The 17,329-nt window shown below is 42.2% G+C and carries 23 protein-coding genes, 2 tRNA genes and 1 pseudogene; 16 read left to right on the forward strand and 10 right to left on the reverse strand.

Features of this window, described 5'->3' with window-relative positions:
- Positions 1-73 precede the first annotated feature (73 nt).
- The 5 genes from pyrF (at position 74) to L1028_RS28465 (ending at position 4,130) form a co-directional block, all read left to right on the forward strand.
- Positions 74-820: an orotidine-5'-phosphate decarboxylase gene (pyrF, locus tag L1028_RS28445; RefSeq protein WP_234541365.1), complete on the forward strand. Its 747-nt coding sequence runs from the start codon at positions 74-76 to the stop codon at positions 818-820.
- Positions 817-1,455: an orotate phosphoribosyltransferase gene (gene pyrE / locus L1028_RS28450; RefSeq protein ID WP_042190802.1), complete on the forward strand. Its 639-nt coding sequence runs from the start codon at positions 817-819 to the stop codon at positions 1,453-1,455. The genes pyrF and pyrE overlap by 4 nt, the downstream gene beginning before the upstream one ends.
- Positions 1,456-2,088: 633 nt before the next feature.
- Complete coding sequence (locus L1028_RS28455) at positions 2,089-3,576, forward strand: ABC transporter substrate-binding protein (RefSeq protein WP_234541372.1); 1,488 nt, start codon at positions 2,089-2,091, stop codon at positions 3,574-3,576.
- Positions 3,577-3,935: 359 nt separating this feature from the next.
- A tRNA-Met gene (locus L1028_RS28460) sits at positions 3,936-4,012 on the forward strand.
- A 44-nt stretch (positions 4,013-4,056) separates the two neighbouring features.
- Positions 4,057-4,130 (forward strand) — tRNA-Ile (locus tag L1028_RS28465).
- Between the two features lie 180 nt (positions 4,131-4,310).
- Here L1028_RS28465 and L1028_RS28470 read toward each other — a convergent pair.
- Positions 4,311-5,339, reverse strand: coding sequence for a tyrosine-type recombinase/integrase (locus L1028_RS28470; RefSeq protein WP_234541377.1), 1,029 nt, complete (start codon positions 5,337-5,339; stop codon positions 4,311-4,313).
- Positions 5,340-5,808: 469 nt separating this feature from the next.
- The gene (locus L1028_RS28475) at positions 5,809-5,985 is read right to left on the reverse strand and encodes a hypothetical protein (RefSeq protein WP_234541378.1); all 177 of its coding nucleotides are present in this window, start codon (positions 5,983-5,985) and stop codon (positions 5,809-5,811) included.
- A gap of 318 nt (positions 5,986-6,303) precedes the next feature.
- Here L1028_RS28475 and L1028_RS28480 point away from each other — a divergent pair, with 318 nt between their 5' ends.
- Together L1028_RS28480 and L1028_RS31805 are read left to right on the forward strand one after the other, a co-directional pair.
- The gene (locus L1028_RS28480; protein WP_234541380.1) at positions 6,304-6,498 is read left to right on the forward strand and encodes a hypothetical protein; all 195 of its coding nucleotides are present in this window, start codon (positions 6,304-6,306) and stop codon (positions 6,496-6,498) included.
- Positions 6,499-6,662: 164 nt separating this feature from the next.
- Complete coding sequence (locus L1028_RS31805; RefSeq protein ID WP_423803100.1) at positions 6,663-6,806, forward strand: hypothetical protein; 144 nt, start codon at positions 6,663-6,665, stop codon at positions 6,804-6,806.
- A 168-nt stretch (positions 6,807-6,974) separates the two neighbouring features.
- Here L1028_RS31805 and L1028_RS28485 read toward each other — a convergent pair whose 3' ends face one another.
- Entirely contained in the window at positions 6,975-7,364 is a 390-nt protein-coding gene (locus tag L1028_RS28485; RefSeq protein WP_234541383.1) for a hypothetical protein, read from the reverse strand.
- A gap of 104 nt (positions 7,365-7,468) precedes the next feature.
- Here L1028_RS28485 and L1028_RS28490 point away from each other — a divergent pair, with 104 nt between their 5' ends.
- From L1028_RS28490 to L1028_RS31815, 7 genes and pseudogenes are all read left to right on the forward strand, one after another.
- Complete coding sequence (locus L1028_RS28490; RefSeq protein WP_234541385.1) at positions 7,469-7,855, forward strand: XkdF-like putative serine protease domain-containing protein; 387 nt, start codon at positions 7,469-7,471, stop codon at positions 7,853-7,855.
- Complete coding sequence (locus L1028_RS28495) at positions 7,852-8,091, forward strand: hypothetical protein (RefSeq protein WP_234541386.1); 240 nt, start codon at positions 7,852-7,854, stop codon at positions 8,089-8,091. Before L1028_RS28490 ends, L1028_RS28495 begins: the two co-directional genes overlap by 4 nt.
- 575 nt (positions 8,092-8,666) lie before the next feature.
- On the forward strand, positions 8,667-8,837 hold the full coding sequence (locus L1028_RS31810) for a class F sortase (RefSeq protein WP_423803102.1): 171 nt from the start codon (positions 8,667-8,669) through the stop codon (positions 8,835-8,837).
- 35 nt (positions 8,838-8,872) lie between these two features.
- Complete coding sequence (locus L1028_RS28500; RefSeq protein ID WP_234541387.1) at positions 8,873-9,994, forward strand: amidase domain-containing protein; 1,122 nt, start codon at positions 8,873-8,875, stop codon at positions 9,992-9,994.
- Between the two features lie 82 nt (positions 9,995-10,076).
- On the forward strand, positions 10,077-11,555 hold the full coding sequence (locus L1028_RS28505; protein ID WP_234541388.1) for an oligosaccharide flippase family protein: 1,479 nt from the start codon (positions 10,077-10,079) through the stop codon (positions 11,553-11,555).
- Between the two features lie 188 nt (positions 11,556-11,743).
- A complete protein-coding gene (locus L1028_RS28510) occupies positions 11,744-12,256 on the forward strand; it encodes a DUF3189 family protein (protein WP_234541390.1) in 513 nt (170 codons plus the stop codon).
- Positions 12,257-12,486: 230 nt separating this feature from the next.
- Positions 12,487-12,693: pseudogene (locus L1028_RS31815) on the forward strand (DUF2798 domain-containing protein); the annotation flags it as partial.
- Between the two features lie 70 nt (positions 12,694-12,763).
- On the opposite strand, the gene L1028_RS28515 reads toward L1028_RS31815, so the two are convergent.
- The 4 genes from L1028_RS28515 to L1028_RS28530 all read right to left on the reverse strand — a co-directional run bounded on the left by L1028_RS28515 (position 12,764) and on the right by L1028_RS28530 (position 15,383).
- Entirely contained in the window at positions 12,764-13,060 is a 297-nt protein-coding gene (locus L1028_RS28515; RefSeq protein ID WP_234541392.1) for a hypothetical protein, read from the reverse strand.
- Positions 13,061-13,392: 332 nt separating this feature from the next.
- A complete protein-coding gene (locus tag L1028_RS28520) occupies positions 13,393-14,382 on the reverse strand; it encodes a hypothetical protein (RefSeq protein ID WP_234541393.1) in 990 nt (329 codons plus the stop codon).
- Positions 14,379-14,873, reverse strand: coding sequence for an RNA polymerase sigma factor (locus L1028_RS28525; protein ID WP_234541394.1), 495 nt, complete (start codon positions 14,871-14,873; stop codon positions 14,379-14,381). The genes L1028_RS28520 and L1028_RS28525 overlap by 4 nt, the downstream gene beginning before the upstream one ends.
- 177 nt (positions 14,874-15,050) lie before the next feature.
- A complete protein-coding gene (locus L1028_RS28530) occupies positions 15,051-15,383 on the reverse strand; it encodes a DUF3139 domain-containing protein (RefSeq protein ID WP_234541396.1) in 333 nt (110 codons plus the stop codon).
- 106 nt (positions 15,384-15,489) lie between these two features.
- Here L1028_RS28530 and L1028_RS28535 point away from each other — a divergent pair, with 106 nt between their 5' ends.
- Positions 15,490-15,663, forward strand: a complete 174-nt coding sequence (locus tag L1028_RS28535; protein ID WP_234541397.1) for a hypothetical protein — start codon at positions 15,490-15,492, stop codon at positions 15,661-15,663.
- A gap of 125 nt (positions 15,664-15,788) precedes the next feature.
- On the opposite strand, the gene L1028_RS28540 is transcribed toward L1028_RS28535, so the two are convergent.
- The 3 genes from L1028_RS28540 to L1028_RS28550 form a co-directional block, all read right to left on the reverse strand.
- The gene (locus L1028_RS28540) at positions 15,789-15,950 is read right to left on the reverse strand and encodes a hypothetical protein (RefSeq protein WP_170880221.1); all 162 of its coding nucleotides are present in this window, start codon (positions 15,948-15,950) and stop codon (positions 15,789-15,791) included.
- A 79-nt stretch (positions 15,951-16,029) separates the two neighbouring features.
- Positions 16,030-16,572, reverse strand: coding sequence for an ImmA/IrrE family metallo-endopeptidase (locus tag L1028_RS28545; RefSeq protein WP_234541398.1), 543 nt, complete (start codon positions 16,570-16,572; stop codon positions 16,030-16,032).
- Between the two features lie 140 nt (positions 16,573-16,712).
- A complete protein-coding gene (locus L1028_RS28550; protein WP_082651349.1) occupies positions 16,713-16,889 on the reverse strand; it encodes a YjfB family protein in 177 nt (58 codons plus the stop codon).
- Positions 16,890-17,040: 151 nt separating this feature from the next.
- Here L1028_RS28550 and L1028_RS28555 point away from each other — a divergent pair, with 151 nt between their 5' ends.
- Positions 17,041-17,190, forward strand: a complete 150-nt coding sequence (locus tag L1028_RS28555; RefSeq protein ID WP_234541399.1) for a YjcZ family sporulation protein — start codon at positions 17,041-17,043, stop codon at positions 17,188-17,190.
- The last annotated feature ends 139 nt before the right edge of the window (positions 17,191-17,329 follow it).

Genomic DNA, 17,329 nt, shown 5'->3' on the forward strand with positions numbered 1-17,329 from the left:
AGACCGCTCCGCTATGCCTAGGGTCTAACAAATAAAGGGTGTGGATTAGTCTGCACTGGATAGGAGCATGGTTATGGGAGTTGGAGAAGTAGAGTGGAAAGCAATGGCGAATCGACTGATGGTCGCTTTGGATTATCCTGATGTGACTGGAGCAAGAGCCTTGATCGATAAGCTGGAAGGCATTCCTTGCTATATGAAGGTAGGCATGCAGCTGTTCTATGCGGCAGGACCAGACTTTATTCAAGAGCTGAAATCTCGTGGCTATTCTGTGTTCGTTGACGTGAAAATGCATGATATCCCTAACACGGTAAAAGGTGGCGCACAAAGTCTTACGAATCTTGGCGCTGATATGCTTAACGTACACGCGGCAGGGGGTTCAGCCATGATGGCTGCAGCACGCGAAGGAGCGGTTTCAGCAGTTAGTGCTAATGGTGCCCTTAAGATGCCTTTGATTATTGCTGTTACTCAGCTAACGAGTACGAGTCAAGAAGTGATGAATAATGAAATTGGGATCGCTGGTGAGGTAGCGGATACTGTGGTAAGATACGCCAAGCTGGCAGCCGATGCGGGTCTAGATGGCGTAGTCGCATCGCCACAAGAGTCCGCAGTTATCGCAGAAGCTTGCGGCCCGGCATTTTGCACGGTTACACCGGGTATCCGGCCAGCAGGTGCTTCCTTGGACGATCAGTCCCGGGTGATGACACCTGGAAAAGCCATTCGTCAGGGTAGTCACTACCTTGTTGTAGGACGGCCGATTACAGCTTCACCAGATCCACGTCAAGCAGCACTAAACATTATTGAGGAGATGACCCTAGCATGAGCTCATTAAATAGAAGTGAACAAGTAGCAAGTTATCTACTGGAGATTGGAGCAGTAGCACTGCGTCCACAGGAGCCTTTTACATGGACCTCTGGTATCAAATCGCCGATCTATTGCGACAACCGTCTGACTATGGCTTACCCAGAAGTTCGTAACTATATTGCAGATGCCTTCGCCCAGCTTATTAAGAGCGAGTATCCGGACGCTGAAGTGATCGCAGGTACAGCAACCGCGGGTATTCCACACGCGGCTTGGGTAGCAGATAAACTCAATCTGCCTATGGCTTATATCCGTGATAAAGCTAAAGGCCACGGCAAGCAGAATCAGATCGAAGGTCTGATTAAGCCGGGACAAAAGGTAGTTGTTATTGAAGATCTGATCTCCACAGGTGGAAGCTCCATCAAAGCGGCTCAGGCCGTGCAAGAAGCTGGCGCAGAAGTGCTGGCTGTACTCGCAATCTTCAGCTATGAGCTGGACCGTGCAGTGGATGCTTTTGCTGCAGCTGAAATGCCATTACAAAGCTTGTCCAACTACAGCACATTGATTGATGTGGCTCTTGCACAAGGCAAAATTGAATCGACGGACGTAGAAGTACTGAAGTCTTGGAGAAAAGATCCGTCATCATTTGGTGTTTAACTTAAATAAATGAGCCTAGTTTAGGCAAGCCTCTCACTTTTCTGTGAGGGGCTTTTATTTTTTAACTGCATAGAGTGGGATTAAAAAGAGAATTGTTCTATACCCTGTTTCTCTTTCTCTACGCACTGACACTCGGTAACTTAACTGTGACGCTCTGTCATCCAAGAGACGAATAGTTGAATTTCGTACACTTAAACTAACTTTTCTTAGAGGAATTGGCATTATAATTGCACTTTGTGCAATTATAATCAGCCTCGTATCTTTAGAAAGCTCTTAGAACGTTTTTTAACTGCACAGAGTGCAATAAAAAGGAAAAACAAAATTAACTCAGCGCTAATAGTTGCAGATAGTGCAATTATTCAGTCGCAAGTTGGTCCGATTGTTTCGGTCATAGGGAGGTAGCAGGCGAGTGGGGAAGTGAAGATTGCGGCTCTGTCTCGCTGTTGCTCTATGCTCTTTTACTCGATGATGGTACCCTTCGAAAGCTTCTAGTAACATATGAAGAAATCGTAGTATAACTTTAAACGTCCTGTAACTTCCCTTCTTGATTAAAGCTTTATACTGTTACTAGGATTATGGATTATTTATCCATAAGGTGTAGAAGAATCAAGTATTTTATGGGAGGATACAATAATGAATCATATAAACAACAATAAACGGCTGTGGCGCCGCTGGTTAAGCTTTGGGGTATGCGCTGCGCTGATACTACCCTTAATCTCTGATGGGCGGAATACGGCTTGGGCTGAGCCTTCTAAGGCTTCAGTGGAGCAACGTGTATTGCGTATTGGGAGTCTATGGTCTGGGGAGGACGATTGGTTTTTTCGTCAGCAGTTTACGGATATGTATGAATTGCAGCATCCAGAAATCAAATTGGAGATTATTCCGGCTATAGATACGAATGACCTTCGGTACAATAACACCTCCTCAGACGCAAGCTCTGACAATTTGGAATATATCCGAGCGATTATGGGCGGGGATAAGCCTGTTGATGTGATCATCGGTGATAGCGCATTAGTGAAGAGTTTAGTGGATCATAATCTTGTCCAATCGTTGGAGCCGCTTATAGCGCGTGATCAGTATGATTTAAGCAATATGGCGCCTACAATGCTGAATGGAGTTCGTGAGCTGGGTAGAGGAAGTCTTTTTGCGTTGGCGCCGATCTTCTCGTCTAGTGCACTTTTTTATAACAAGGGAATCTTTGATGCTGCTGGTGTGGGCTATCCAACGGACAAGATGACTTGGAATGAACTGTTTACGCTGGCAGATAAGGTGACGAAGAAGTCATCTAATAAAGAAACACGGATATATGGGTTCTCGATGAATCGATACTTAAGTGATCCATTCTGGGATATGCAGAGCTATGTCGCACCGTTAGAACTTAAGATGTACGATAATAAGGGTCAGCACATGACTGTAAATAGTACGCAGTGGAATCGGGCTTGGACTACTTACAGCCAGTTGGTTAAGAAACAAATTGTACCTGAGTTAAATGGGTTGGATTTTGCAGGAACAGAAGGGAATACCTACAGTCCAATCCAAGGCGATCTGTTCCTCACAGGTAAAGCCGCAATGGTCGTTGGAGAATATGGTTATCTCAATGAACTGGCGGGAGTGGCTCGTAATGCTGCTAAGATCAAAAATTACAGTCCCATCAAATGGGGCGTGGTTACTGTACCTACCTTTCAGGAAAAACCGGATGTTGCGATTGGAACATGGCTTGGTAATATGATGGCTATTACTTCTACGGCTACTAATAAGGAAGATGCTTGGGATTTGATTAAGTTCGTCAACAGTAATGAGGTTGCGAAAATTAAAGCCCATAACAAGAGTGAACTGACTTCCCGTAAGGATTATATTACCGCTCAAACCCCTTCTGTAAATTTAGAGGCATTTTATACGCTTAAGCCTTTACCTGCAACGGATCCTTTATTGATCAGTTTACAGATGCAGAAGCCTGGGATTAGCCAGACTGGCGATGTTGGACGACAACTATTCATTGATGTTTATCAGGGGAAGAAAACCGTCGAGAATGCACTCAAAGCTTGGGAGAAGCAAGGGAATACCATGCTGGATACACTTGAAAAAGATCCTACGGTCTATTTCAACTCGATCGGTGAATGACTCTGGAATATGCCCTTAGCCACCAGTTTTCTGGTGGCTTATTTTGTGGAACTTGGGCATGATAAGTTCAGAGCGGTGTATCATAAATTTGCGAAAAGGAGAAAAGGGCATCATGAATTGGATATACTTCGCGAAACTGTTCAGGACCAGATTTCAAGCAGGTTGTTTGGCTAAAAGATTGGAGCAAGATGGCTGGATTTACGGTTATCATGACCCAAGTTTTGTAGAAATTTATCGATCCCGTAAGGGAAGGTACGGGGTTAGATTTCTGCCTTGAAAAATTTTATAAATTTTTCCTTGACGTAGACCCGATTTGTACTGTATATTATTTATTGTCGCTGTTTGAATATTTTTTCTGACGCGGGGTGGAGCAGCCCGGTAGCTCGTCGGGCTCATAACCCGAAGGCCGCAGGTTCAAATCCTGCCCCCGCAACCAATTTATTTACAACAGCAATTGTATATTCGGATATTTTTAGATCCGGGCCCTTAGCTCAGTTGGTTAGAGCGGTCGGCTCATAACCGATTGGTCGGGGGTTCGAGTCCCTCAGGGCCCACTTATCAAAGACCCTTACTTTGTAAGGGTTTTTTGCTGTCTATAGGTATCGTAATATTAAGAAAATAGAATGGAGAAAGACCAGGATTTTGCGCTTGCTAACGGATTTGCTAACGGGAATTATTTTTCTGCAGTTTCGAGCTGTTTTTCAGCGTATTTATTCAGTTCTGCTTCAATTTTGTCAACGGCCTCTTCCTGCATGATTGGGAGTAGGTGTTGAGTATCGTTCGTTGAACATCGCTGGAGTCATACCCAGTCGTTCAGCAGCTACTTTTGGATTTATTCCGATCCCCAACAAGAATGATGCATGTGTATGTCGCTGGTCGTGGAATCTAACTTTTTTGACGCCTGCTTTACGTACAAGTACGTCCATACCATCAGTAATTCGTTTTGGCTTTATATAACCTCCGCCAGGATAGCAACATACTAAGTCATTATCCTCATATGAGTCTTCATATTCTTTTTTATAAGCCTCGATTTGTGAGTAGCGTTCCTTAAGGTCATTCATAATATTCTGAAAAAGTTTTACCCTTCTAATGGAATCATTCGTCTTCGGACGTTGGATGACTAAACCATCACGTGTCCAGTTGGCCGTCTGGATCACTTTGAGTTCTTTCTTTTCGAAGTCGATATCACCCCAGCGAGTATGAATTGCCAATGAAAACACAATATAATGAACATGATACTTCGACGAATTAAGGAATTGGGTGAAATCCTCTATGGTCCAGAACTGCATCTCCTTTTGCTCGTTCGCGTTTATCTTACTCCGCATAGATACTTTACTCATTATATCTTCTGCCAATAGTCCAGATTCAGAGTATGCAAGTCTGAGAGCGCGTTTCAGCACACCATGGATATTCTTTACATAGTCCTTCGAATACTTCTTCCGAAGGTCTGCGTAGAAGCTCTTGATCGTTCGTGGGGTGAGAGCCTGATCAACTAATTCTGGATAGGCATGGAATTCTAAAGCGAGTAAGCTAATGGCTTCGCTCCTGTGAATAGGAAGTGTTATCTGATCAAGCATAAAGAATGGGATGGTGGCGTATAACGCAAAGCGGTCAGCATCAATCTCTTGTGCTTCACGAAACAAGTCTGGCATCCAGCGTTGATCGCCAGAGTGACGTATTACATGACAAAGTTCATGAAAAAAAAACCTTACGCTGTTCTGTGCGATCATTGCGGTTGTCTTTAAAAATAACTCTTTCTTCATTCTCGCTAAATGTTGTTTTGTCGTAATAAACAATATCTATCCTGAAGCTCAGTGCGATCTTGTCTATATTAAGATCATTAGAGTGAAAACACCATTTGATCGGTATTGTTCTTCAATCCATTGTTCCAGAGGAGTTTTGAAAAAGTTGGAATAATTCATATAACGGCCCTTCTTTTACGTACGTATATTCTGTTTTATTGTGAAAAGAAAAGCCATTGCTGGCTTAGATAATTCAGTGCTTTTTGGGTTTATTCTCGTTAACCTTAAATCCTCTTATAAAATGAATTATTAGAACTAGTAACATGCTAGAGATAAAAAACAGTATGGTTTATGCGAGCAATGCATAGTACGAAGATACAGATCATTAAGGGAGTAGGAGTATCCCTCCTCTCCCAAAGGTTATGACGAAGTAGACACAAACTGTGAAGGAGGAAGCTGGGAAAATGATAGCTAAGTGTAAAGGGTTGAGTTAACTATCCAGCTTGTTTGTTGATGTCTTTAATGTTTGTGCAGCCTCATCGAGATAGATATCTAAAAAAGTACCATCAGTAAATTTAATAACCACAGCATTAGTAGTGATGGCGATATCTTCAATCGTCCTACCTTTCAGTTTGTCAGGTATAACTTTGAAATTAGTCGATTCCACATTCATCAAATCCTTTCATTGATTATACATCTTAGTAATCGGTAATAAGTATATAAAACCTATATTAGTCTAACCCTTCTCATAATAAAAGTAAAACATGAATGATAGAAATAATGAACAATACGAAGAAACACCATAATACCAATCTATTAAGGGTTGAGAGGATATGGACAGGACGCAGATAGCTTACGAAATCACGTGGAACTCATGAGAGAGTTTGGCAGTACATTTTCGTGGATGATGGATACTGCAACCGTGAATGTCCGATAGGTGGACTGCTGCAGCTGCGAGGCAAGGAGTTGGAAAGGGGAGGACGCGGTGAAGCAAATCATCTATGTGGCCGGAATGAACCGGAAACATCTAGCCGAACAAGCAAGCAGTGTCCCTTTTTGGATCCTAAGCACAACACTTCTACGGAAGTATCCGCCTAGGCTTGACCAGTCTAAAAGGGCTGAAGCATTCTTGAACACTGATGAAGGTCGTAAATGGTTTATGGAAAATAGAATTCTTTAGTCGGGAATTTTTATAAGGAGAGAGAAGCAGCATGATAGATCGATTTGAAACGGTGGAGGAGGTGCAGTCATGGCTAGTAGACCATTAACGAATCGCCAGGCAGAAACATTGGAACTTATAAAAGGTTTTGTGATCAACAGGGCTATGCTCCTTCAGTTTCTGTGGTGGCAGATCTGCTGAAGTTGAAGTCTCGTTCCACAGCGTATTCACTTGTCGAGCAGCTTGTAAGGAAGGGACTTCTCACTAAGACAGACAATGAGGTCCGGACACTTCAGGTAGTGGGGGAAGGAGGACGAAGTTCAATTTAGTCATATGAAGTATTGCATGAAGAAAAAGCGGTTACTGCAGGAGAATTAAGAACTGCGGAAAAAGCTTGCTGGAAGTGAAATAGAGAAACTAAAAGACCCCCGACCTTGAATGGGAGGGGGAGTGAACTTATACATAATTATTGAATCTTAAGTATCTACAAATAATACTTAACTCATTGGAAAAACAGAGAAGTTCCCGCTCATACCAGGTTGTGCAATATTGACTGCAAATCCTCGACCTCCGCCGGCTGCTCCTTCAAAGCGGAGAGTCAAACGAATTCCTTTATATCCTTGGTGTTCAATAGCTTTTGCATAGAAGTCTCTGACATGGGGGAATCCATTATTGTCTGCGAGAGTTACAATCGGCTGTTCGAGTGAATTAGTGATAATGAAAACGTCTAAATTGTTTCCTGATGCACCTGCGGCATCAAATTGGATACGGCGTGTTGAAAATGTACTGTCTCGCGGTGAATAATTGCTTACTGTTGTCTGAGGATATGCTGTTTGTGCTGTGTAAGTTGGGTATGGAAAGCTGTAACCAGATTGATAATAACTCATTTTTCAATTCCTACTTTCATCGTGTTTTTGCAGTCAGGATAGTTATATGCCCGCTTTTCTTTTTTTGCCACAAAGAACTAACCACGAGACGGAGAGTTGCACGTATGACGCTCGGTGATCAGCAGATAGTAAAGGGTTCCTGGGTGGCAGCCGTGAAGGTGACAGACGACGACACTTGGGAAGCCATCAAAAAAGGCGAGATCACCGGATTTAGTATGTGGGGTGTTGGGAAGCGGGAAGAGATCGAGGAGGAAGAGGAGGTATCCAAGGGAATCTTGAGCCGAATAGCCAAAACGTTGGGCCTGATCGAAAAGGGTGCTGTCGCTGATAAATACCATAAGAACCGGAAGAACCGAGAATTTTGGGCGGCGCAGGATGCCCTCAACTCGGTTCTTTTTAATTGGGACAGTTATAACAGGGGGATGAAACCGATGCGGAGACCATTAGGGAGGCGCTGCAGGATTTTGTGGACATTGCTGAGGACGTGTTGACTAAGGAAGATATCGTGAAAGCCATCGGTACCCCGCCTGAGCAGATTGCCAAGGCTGGCAAGAAGATTTCCGCAGGTAATTTGAAACACGTGGACGATGCGATCGCCAGTGTTCACTGCTTCCACTTCAATGATAGAAATATTCCCCCCTTTTTCGAATCAAGCCTAACAATCGTTTCTTTGTGTTTATGGAAGATAATGGAAGTTAAAACTAATGGGAAGAATTCACTTCAATAAAAACAATCTTTGTGGAGATAGTATAATTTGGGGAAAATATTTTAAGGAGGGTGTCAAATGAAGAAAAGAACTGCCAAAATCAGGTTTTGGTGGTTCCAGCGAACAAACGGATAGGAAGATGAAAGGGGGCAGATCATTTTTTTTCTCATTCTTTTTTAAAATATGAGAAAATGATCAGCTGCATTTTTTGTGATATTTATTTGTACTAATCTTGCCGGTTGCTTTGATAACCAGCCCAGAAACGAAGAGAAAGAGGAAACGCTGATCCCCAAATTCTACGCCAGCTCCTTCACAGAAGCCGAAGATAATGGATATCAAGAAATCCGAAGTCTCACCGGTGAAATTTTTGCCGGATACTATAGAAATTAATATCTGTAAAGTCAAAAATCAGGCCCGTCACCATCCTTGCCAATGGTCAAATAGATGTGCCTAAAGACACTGATTTGACGGGCATTCTATATCCCGGGAATTTTACCCGGGGAAAAGGGAAATGTTATTATCGATGGACATGTGGATAGCTATACAGGGTCAGCGGTTTTTTACAATTTAAAAAACTGAGGCCAGGAGACCGAATTATTGTCTCTGACAAGAAAAAACACCGGTTAATCTATACTGTCGTGTCAACAGAGGTTTTTACCCCAGCAGAAGCACCAGTGGAACGGATATTCAGTAAGACAGATGAATACCGAATGAACCTTATCACCTGTACAGGAAGATACAGCAGAAAGAAAAAAGGACATGAATAAAGATTGGTTATCTTTACGAAGATAGGTGGGAATCTATGAAAAGTTTCACAAGGAGAGGGTTCTATGCTGCTGTAGTCATTATATTAACGGCAACATTGTATTTTCCGGTATCCAGAGTAAAGGCTGATTCGGATAAGCATGAAATTGAAGCTTTTCTGAACGAAATGTTCAAGGATCGGGCGGAAGCATTGATCTATCCACATATGAATTCCATCGATAAATATTATCTTCCGGAAAAAGTAAGCCAAGTGGCACTGCAGCATGAGCGTTTGCGCGCGGAGTATGTAAACACTTGGGCTGAGAAAAGGGCACTGAAATTGGTGAGCTCAGAGGTCAATATTCGTATCATTCGCCAGAACATCGTTAATGACAAAGCCCAGATTTCCCTAGTTCAATCTCACAAAGTCGGATATATGTACATCAATAAAGTCATGTCGGAGCATGTCTTCGGTGTTGGAACGAGGCACTTTCTCACCTTAAAAAAGAGCGGAAAGACTTGGAAGATCGCCAAGGAATGGTATCTCGATCCGCTGGATGAGGACCCTGGGAAAATTTCAGATGGATTTGTTGGAGCGACTTCAGCAGCCAGAGCAAAGCCCGAACTTGCGGACGGAACATCATATAAGCGTAAACGGGCTGTGAACTACGCTAATAAATACGCTGGTGCCGCGTGGGGAGCGGGGAACAAACATCGCTATAATAAAAAGTACCTGGATTACACAGGTAAGGGCGGAGACTGTACTAATTTCGCTTCACAAGTTATTGGCGACCCGGAGGAAGGTGGAGGTTTGAACATGGCGGGAGGCTGGCGGTATTATCCGAGTTCAGGAGGAACGCGAACATGGGTGCAAACGGATGCATTTAGCAATTTTTTAACCAGATCCGGCTACGGAAGGCTGATTGCTAAAGGAGATTACCATCATATCGTGACCCCTTCACAAAAATATCCCGAGGGAGCCATTTCTCAGCTCCAGGCCGGTGATCTTATCGGTTATATTTTGCGCAATAACGATACGGACCATTTTTCTGTCGTTGTCGGGTTTGATGATTATGGCTACCCTTTGGTCAATTCCCACACAGCAGACCGTTATCGAGTTCCTTTTGATTTGGGGTGGGACCGCAATACGAAATATCAGTTATTTCACATTAAAGATTGAGTAAGTTAATGCTTGTCAGCATATCAGGGATTCATTGTCATAAATATAGTGATAAGAACCTATAGTTATGCTGGAGGAAATCATGAGGATACCACGGATTCTCAATCAATTCATGATCAGAGCCGGTGCCATGTTCATAGTGAAATTGATTGGACTGGCCGGCCGTGTGATCCTTACAAGAATTGTTGGTGCTGAGGGAATAGGACTGTATCAAATTGCCTATTCCTTTTATGGCTTCATTCTGATGCTAACCAGCGGTTTTCAAACGACACTTGCTATTGCAACAGCGAAAGCACCTATGCAGGGTTGGAGAATTTTAAAGATGGTATTACTATGCCTTGTCCTATCGGGTGGTGTTCTTAGTCTGTGCATTTTTAAGAATTCAACTGCTATTGGTAAGTTGCTTGGTAACTCTGGACTTGAATATGCAATTCGCAGTCTTGCTCTATCATTATTTATAGTGCCGCTTCTGGGGCTGGTAAGAGGATACTTGCAAGGGATGAAACAAGTCGGGATCATCGCCCTTTCTGAGATCGCTGAGCAAGCGTTTAGAACTGTATTCATGCTGTTGATTGTCGGACATCTATTTTCGCTCGGCGTAGAACGGGCAGTTGGATATGGACTATACAGTACTTTTTTTGGTGCGTTCCTCTCGTTCATTATATTGACTTTATTCATTTCTCTTAAAAAAGCGGATATCTCCTTTTACCGGACTCCAGATCAATTATTAACGACGTCTTGGTTTGTGAATACTTCGTTAGCAATCTCAGCTACCCGCCTGTTAATTCCATTTTCAGAATTTCTTGATGCTCTTATAATTCCTAGTCGACTGGTTGCAGCAGGAAACAGTGCGTCTGAAGCTACTGCTATATACGGAGTTATTTATGGAATGGCTGTTATTGTGGTTTATGCGCCTACATTGTTTATTGGAGCATTGAGTCATATCTTAACCAGTCATATAGTTGCAGAGTGGCAGCAGGGTAATCAGAGAAAATTCATTAGTCTTTGTAATACAGCCATATGCACATGTTGGTTATGGGGAGGTCTAACGAGTTTATTTTTGTTTGTTTACGCGGACGAGTTGTCTATTTACATCTTTGATGTTGGCAGTGCAAGCCAAGTGATTAGATACTTAGCCCCAATCCCGCTTATCGTTGGTTTTCGGGAGATTTCCACCAGTATTCTATGGGCACAGGAGATTCGAAAAAACCCGTTCCTAGGAATTCTTTCTGGAATTGCGTGTTCAATCATCGTCCAATATATTTTGGTGGCGATCCCCGGCTTTGGATATAAGGGAGCTGCGATTGCAATACTATTGCTTGAAGTAGTGGCCTCTGTTTGGAATATAAAAGTATTACGCTTAAAAAAGGTGAACTTAAAGATGATGGTGAAACCCTTGCTATGTGATATTACATTCGGAATCTGCATACTGCTGGTAATGGCCATTTCGTCCCACTCTGTAAATATCCTTGGTCTGTGGCAATTTCTATATATCAGTGTGTTATTTTTAATGGTTACGGGTGTATACATTTATTTGCGCTGTATACGAAAATTACTGTGACTACAGACTAATGAAAAAAGATGAATATCATGAAGCTTGCGTTGCAGAATAGATAGAGTAGCTTGCGCTCATTGCGGCGTTTTTATTTTGCCCTCAGACACAGTTAGTAGTTTTAAAATTAATTAAACGAATTACATCATAAAAAAATGGATATAATCATAATAGAAAAAATATGAAGGAATGATATTATGATTTATATCTATAATGATTATGGTGGGACACATACAACATCTTTAGCAGCAGCGTATCATTTAAAACAAATTACTCAGTCTGAGCGAAAATTAACGACAGAGGAAATATTGAATGTTAAATTTTTCAATAAGTTAACGAAAAATGATTTTGGTAAGATTATTTTTCACGGAATTGATGAAAATGGAGACTCCGTTTATACAATCGGTCGGAAGTCATCAAAACTTGTAGTCCCAGCATTAAGAGACCTAAGTTTATTACTTGAAAGTAAACATCATTTTGAAGAAAAAATAATATTCTCTAATACTTCACCCACGGTGCCCATCCTGATGTCAATCGGAGGGTTCTTCTCAAGAGGATTAAAAATTGATTTTATTGGTGTTCCTTTATTAGTAATGGGTGCTAAGCAATGTTGTGGTAATATTTTTCGATTGGTTGAAAATACGAAACAAATAGGGAAGTCCCCCAATGAGGAACAAGTTATTATTTTAGCAAATGAAGTCTATAAGTAATAATTTTCAAAGGTTCTTAAGGACCATACTGCGCAGCAAGGCACGTCTTAATAGGCGTGTCTTTTATTTTGTCCTTGGACCTGTCCGGGGGTTTTTATGTTGCGGGAAAGAGCAGGGGAACGGGAGTGGAGATTACAACACACAGCAATAGTCGCAGTAGTAAGTGGAGTTATGCTTGGGTGGGTAATTCGGACATCTGAAAAAGGTCTTGATTGATATAGGACATGGTACTGCTATTGAATACTTTATTGAATGTTACGGTATTATCTATTTTACTATCGATTATCGGCACATGGGTTGGGACGAAACAAATAAGCCTAGAGCCACTTAAAAACTTCCTCCACATCTGGCCAAGAAACTTTGGTATAGCATTTTGGATTGAACTGTTGGTTGCGCAGCCGATAGCAGGGCGTTCCTTTCTTGAGTCCCTATCATAGGGATATTGAACATGTAAAAGAGCTATCATAGGATTAACCTACAACGGCTCTTTTACACTATGTACTTTCTCTAAAAACAACTCTTCAAAAAAGCTTTGTAAATTTTTTCGTCTATCTCTATTAAACTCTTCTTTCCATCCTTGAACTGAACTGCAATTATATGAACTCCTTTGTTCTTAGCTGAAAGGCCAGCGAGTAAACCAACCGGTCCGAGTAGAAACCCTCCCACTAATCCTCTTCCCACAGCACTTACAGCACTTTTGGAATGAGTTTCGTCCATTATCTCATAATCCTCTACAGTGTTTTTGTCTATTGTGATTGTTTTTAAAAAACCAGTTTGCAAATTTACAATTCCAAGAGTAGACATTATTACTTTACCTTCATAGTCACCAGCTATAACTTTATTTTTTGCACCCTTCTAATCACTCCTTCTTAAACATATATATTAATCGACAAAATCATTCTACTACATAAAAATTTTTGGCAATATATGGATTTTTATTTAGAATCTGATATTCTGGCATGGTGCAATGCAAACCATACAGCAACACAAAAAGGGCGCTGTCGCAAAGCCATGAAATGGTTTTGAAGCAGCGCCTTTTTTTGTATCCAGCTAGACTTCTCTAATGGGTATAGCGTCCGAAAAGTTGTCCCGATCGTTGTCGCAATCGCTGTACTCTCGGTTTTCGACCATCCTTCCTATGGTTTCATGCTATCCCATAGCTGCTGGAATGTCCCGGACTCGACCTCGAAGAATACCGGCGCCTGGCCGTAACGTACTAGCCCTTGACCAAACAGCGTCAGCTCTACCCGGGCGTTGTCATCCAACTGTAGATAGAGGACCTTGCGGTCTTCGCTGTCGTAGATGCCTTGCGCGATAAGAGGCTCTGCTGCCAGCGGTTTGGCTGCTTGGAGTGCCTTCAAGAAGCCATTAAGCGCCTCGTCGTCAGCGAGCGGTGTGTACTGCTGCTGTCCGTTGTTCCAGCTGTCGAAGCTTTCCCATTGTGCGGAAGTAAATCGACCTTCAAGATTTAGCTTGCCAAATAGATCTGCGCCACTGTTTACGGTGATCCCGTTTGTATGCTCATATAGTTCGGCGAATACCTCGCCGTTGATTTCCAAATAGGACATAATCAGGAAATTGGAATCATATCCCTTTACGGAATAGATATCCGTTTCGCCGATGTTAGAAGCTAACTCAATATATTTGTCTTTACCGCTCCATTCATCGATGCCACCTGTAGTACGTCCCAGCTTGTCACCGCGCAGAGCGGCAGCATCGGCTGCGTTGATTCGAGTCGCAGACTGTGTATAAATGTTATCTTTATATACGACTAGAGCGATCATATCTGCCATAAAGCCAGACTTGGTATCCGGCAGTTCCAGCTTGGGAATGACAATGCTTCCGGGCGCATTTGTGCCAGAATTGCCTGGTTCGCTTGGACCCGGAGTTACCTGAGCAATCTGCCCTTGGGTACTCTGGCCATTTAACTGCTGCCATATATTAGGTGCAGCCAAGCCGATCCCGGCGGCGAGGACGATACTTGCCGCAATATAAACCGTCTTGCGTGGACGTTTCCGCTCCTGCGTTTGCTCCAGTTTGTCGATCAATTCTTTTTTCATCTCTTCACCTGGTTTCATAGAATCCACCGCTTTCTTGTATAATATTCGAAACTGATCTTCTTTCATTGTGATTCCACTCCTTCCAGCTCCAGTTTTAACAGTTGCCGTCCCCGCTGAAGTCTCATCTTCACGGCAGACTGACTAATCTGCAGAATCTTGCTGATTTCCTGGATGGGATAGTCCTCGTAATAATAAAGATGGATTACGGTTTTATACTTCATAGGCATCGCCATAACTAACTGCAGTAGAGCCAAATCCTCGGGGGTGTCTACCGCAATCGGCTCAGCATTTTCCAGCTTAACCTCGCGCTTGCGCCAGCCTCTGCCCAGTAATGTTTTACAATGATTGGTGATTACCCGGATCAGCCATGCTTTCTGATGTTCAGTGTCTTTGAACTTTGGTGCTTTTTCTATCAGTTTGATGAAGGTATCCTGAGTGGCTTCTTCGGCATCTTGGCGGCTGCCTAAATGGACCAAGGCAATCCGGAACAGCATATCTGCGTAAATTTCGTAACTCTTTATCACATGATTACCCGGCCGGGTCATGGATCGTTGCATGATTCTATGCCCCCTTTACCTATAACACCATTTAGGACGGCATTTGGTCACATTATGTTCCTGAGAAAATTTGTTAGCGTCTAGATCAAGGGTTAGAATCTAAAAAAGGCGCGATTTCCCCAGCAGCCATAATCATGACTGCTAGACAATCGCGCCTTTATAATAGAAGTTCCCCCTTTACGGGAGGGTCTCCTCAATATGTTTATATGTATAGTTTGGATCAAACCCTTTTACAGGGGCCATGCTATATTGATAAATACGATCCTTTTCTTTTCTATAAAAGTATCTTGCATAGAGTTCATCTGCAAAGATTACCGTTGTACTTACGACGGGAGCCTTACCAATCTGGGTATAGACTTTATAGAGATCTTCATTCTTATAATCTCTCGCATCTACCAAATAATGAATGACCTCATTGTTCATCTGATTTCGAAAGGAGTGAAGAACTAAGGAAATTACTCCATATATTATAATGAGGGAAATTAAAAATATTTTTGTTTTTTTCTTCATAAATTCCCTCCATTTAGATAAAATGTATATATTATAAGATAATATTATGACTGGTATGTCATTTCTATTGTATCTTGTAATCTACACATTAGAAGGGAGGAAGAAAATGATGCAGCAAGAAGAAAAAATACAGGAGCTGGAGCGGCGAATTAAGGTATTGGAGAATCATACTAATCCGAAGCCACCAGGTCTGAGAATGTTATGGTTTATTATTTGGGGGTTTGTGGGTCTATTCCTCATTCTAACTCTTATTGGTGTGATTCAGTTTGTATCCGCATAACAGAGAGCTTATTATTACAAATAAGGCAGCAAATTTCCCACCGATAGTTAAACCCGCGTAGGTAAAGAATTGCCTGGGTATACTATACTTGCTGCCTTTTTATTATGAACTTACACAAATCATCTTCAGTCGTCTTTGGGTTCTTGTAATAGAATGGAGAAGGTCCCCGTTTCATGATCCACTTCAATCGACTCGATCCCAACAAAATCCGGAATTTCGGGGTGTACTGCATCTACATTATAATCTGGATGAGTCATCAATAATTCAATTACTTTAATGGCTTCCATATCGTTCCCCCTTGCGAGAAATTCCACCACCATTATTAATGGTCCTTCATTGCGACTCCCCTTATTATCTCCGCAGTCATTATTGAATATGTGTTAATCGTTCTTCGTTTCTTCCCATCACGGCCAATAATTGTCCCTGAAAAACACGTCTTTGAATTTGATCAATCCGTTGTAAAGCCAGCTCGCTTGGCACTTGAAATTCTGCTGCAAGATAGCTGATCGCATCTTCCCGTTGCTCAGGCAATGTCATGCGGGAGATCATGGAGTAGGGCATAGCAGCATAAAGAATAAAACGCTCGGATTCATCCTCCTGTGCCCGCGTAAAATGTTCTGGCATCAATATATGATTAGTACCATGGCGGAGAAGGTGACAGAGCTCATGGAGAAACTCCAGCCGTTGAAGGCTGGCTGGAAGCCGGTTGTCAATAAACATGGTGTACATCCCTGCTGATGCTTCGATGCTCTTGCTTCTTACATCCAAATAATGAACCCAAATATTAAGTCGCTCTGCAATATAAGTAATCGAAATTTGCGAAGGCTGAGTAAGGTTCAGACGCTTGTATAAATCTTCTGCCCACTTCTCCAGCGCAGTCATTTGATAATAGGATTTCATGTTATTCATATCATTCACCTCATTCAGAATCAGTTATAGGATCGTATGTTCGTATAAATGAGCAAAAGAAAAGCCCGAAGGCTATGTAAAGTAAAAAACATAAGGACACATAAGAACGAGTGTTCTTATGTGTCCTTATCATAAAGCAATTAAACACTAATATCAAGTGTTTTTCCTAAATTCGGAGCAACGCTTTTACCCAGCATCTCCACCATCATTTGACTCTGGGTTTCAGCCTGATTTTTAGCAATACTCATGACCTGTATCCCCACATTTTGGGCCAGGGATGCTTGACTCATTGCCATTGATAATGCGGCTATATCCATATTGCACCTCCTTCGTGTTTATATCCTGTTTATCGACTGTGCCTACCTAATTCATTAGGTGAATAGCATTTGTTTGCCAATTCGCCCAAACGGCTTATCTCCTTTTTACATATCTTGTGCTGTAGTCATTAATCATTAGGAGGAATTGAACATGGGATTTGAACATGGTTGTGGTTGTAACGTTGGTCCAGTAGTAAGCCCAGCAGCAGTAGGTCCAGTGTGTAGTCCTTTTACTTCAACAGGAGCTATTCTGGTACTCTTCATCTTGCTGGTTATCATCACTAAAGCTTGCTTATTCTAAGCTAGTTGATCACATTGTAGGGGCTGTCCCATAAGTAGATATTCTACTAGCGGAGATAGTCTCTCTATCCTCTTAAAAGTTTAAAACGTCAACAGAGCAGCGATTCTCCTGTTATTGGAGAATCGCTGCTCTGCGTTTT

The organism is Paenibacillus pseudetheri, from assembly GCF_924513355.1.
Lineage (GTDB): Bacteria > Bacillota > Bacilli > Paenibacillales > Paenibacillaceae > Paenibacillus_AQ > Paenibacillus_AQ pseudetheri.

What these genes read in the sequence shown, in the direction of transcription:
- pyrF (WP_234541365.1), top strand. Translation starts at nt 74, where the DNA reads ATGGGAGTTGGAGAAGTAGAGTGGAAAGCAATGGCGAATCGACTGATG.
- pyrE (WP_042190802.1), top strand. Translation starts at nt 817, where the DNA reads ATGAGCTCATTAAATAGAAGTGAACAAGTAGCAAGTTATCTACTGGAG.
- L1028_RS28455 (WP_234541372.1), top strand. Translation starts at nt 2,089, where the DNA reads ATGAATCATATAAACAACAATAAACGGCTGTGGCGCCGCTGGTTAAGC.
- L1028_RS28470 (WP_234541377.1), bottom strand. Translation starts at nt 5,339, where the DNA reads ATGAAGAAAGAGTTATTTTTAAAGACAACCGCAATGATCGCACAGAAC.
- L1028_RS28485 (WP_234541383.1), bottom strand. Translation starts at nt 7,364, where the DNA reads ATGAGTTATTATCAATCTGGTTACAGCTTTCCATACCCAACTTACACA.
- L1028_RS28490 (WP_234541385.1), top strand. Translation starts at nt 7,469, where the DNA reads ATGACGCTCGGTGATCAGCAGATAGTAAAGGGTTCCTGGGTGGCAGCC.
- L1028_RS28500 (WP_234541387.1), top strand. Translation starts at nt 8,873, where the DNA reads ATGAAAAGTTTCACAAGGAGAGGGTTCTATGCTGCTGTAGTCATTATA.
- L1028_RS28505 (WP_234541388.1), top strand. Translation starts at nt 10,077, where the DNA reads ATGAGGATACCACGGATTCTCAATCAATTCATGATCAGAGCCGGTGCC.
- L1028_RS28510 (WP_234541390.1), top strand. Translation starts at nt 11,744, where the DNA reads ATGATTTATATCTATAATGATTATGGTGGGACACATACAACATCTTTA.
- L1028_RS28515 (WP_234541392.1), bottom strand. Translation starts at nt 13,060, where the DNA reads ATGTCTACTCTTGGAATTGTAAATTTGCAAACTGGTTTTTTAAAAACA.
- L1028_RS28520 (WP_234541393.1), bottom strand. Translation starts at nt 14,382, where the DNA reads ATGAAAGAAGATCAGTTTCGAATATTATACAAGAAAGCGGTGGATTCT.
- L1028_RS28525 (WP_234541394.1), bottom strand. Translation starts at nt 14,873, where the DNA reads ATGCAACGATCCATGACCCGGCCGGGTAATCATGTGATAAAGAGTTAC.
- L1028_RS28530 (WP_234541396.1), bottom strand. Translation starts at nt 15,383, where the DNA reads ATGAAGAAAAAAACAAAAATATTTTTAATTTCCCTCATTATAATATAT.
- L1028_RS28535 (WP_234541397.1), top strand. Translation starts at nt 15,490, where the DNA reads ATGATGCAGCAAGAAGAAAAAATACAGGAGCTGGAGCGGCGAATTAAG.
- L1028_RS28540 (WP_170880221.1), bottom strand. Translation starts at nt 15,950, where the DNA reads ATGGAAGCCATTAAAGTAATTGAATTATTGATGACTCATCCAGATTAT.
- L1028_RS28545 (WP_234541398.1), bottom strand. Translation starts at nt 16,572, where the DNA reads ATGAATAACATGAAATCCTATTATCAAATGACTGCGCTGGAGAAGTGG.
- L1028_RS28550 (WP_082651349.1), bottom strand. Translation starts at nt 16,889, where the DNA reads ATGGATATAGCCGCATTATCAATGGCAATGAGTCAAGCATCCCTGGCC.
- L1028_RS28555 (WP_234541399.1), top strand. Translation starts at nt 17,041, where the DNA reads ATGGGATTTGAACATGGTTGTGGTTGTAACGTTGGTCCAGTAGTAAGC.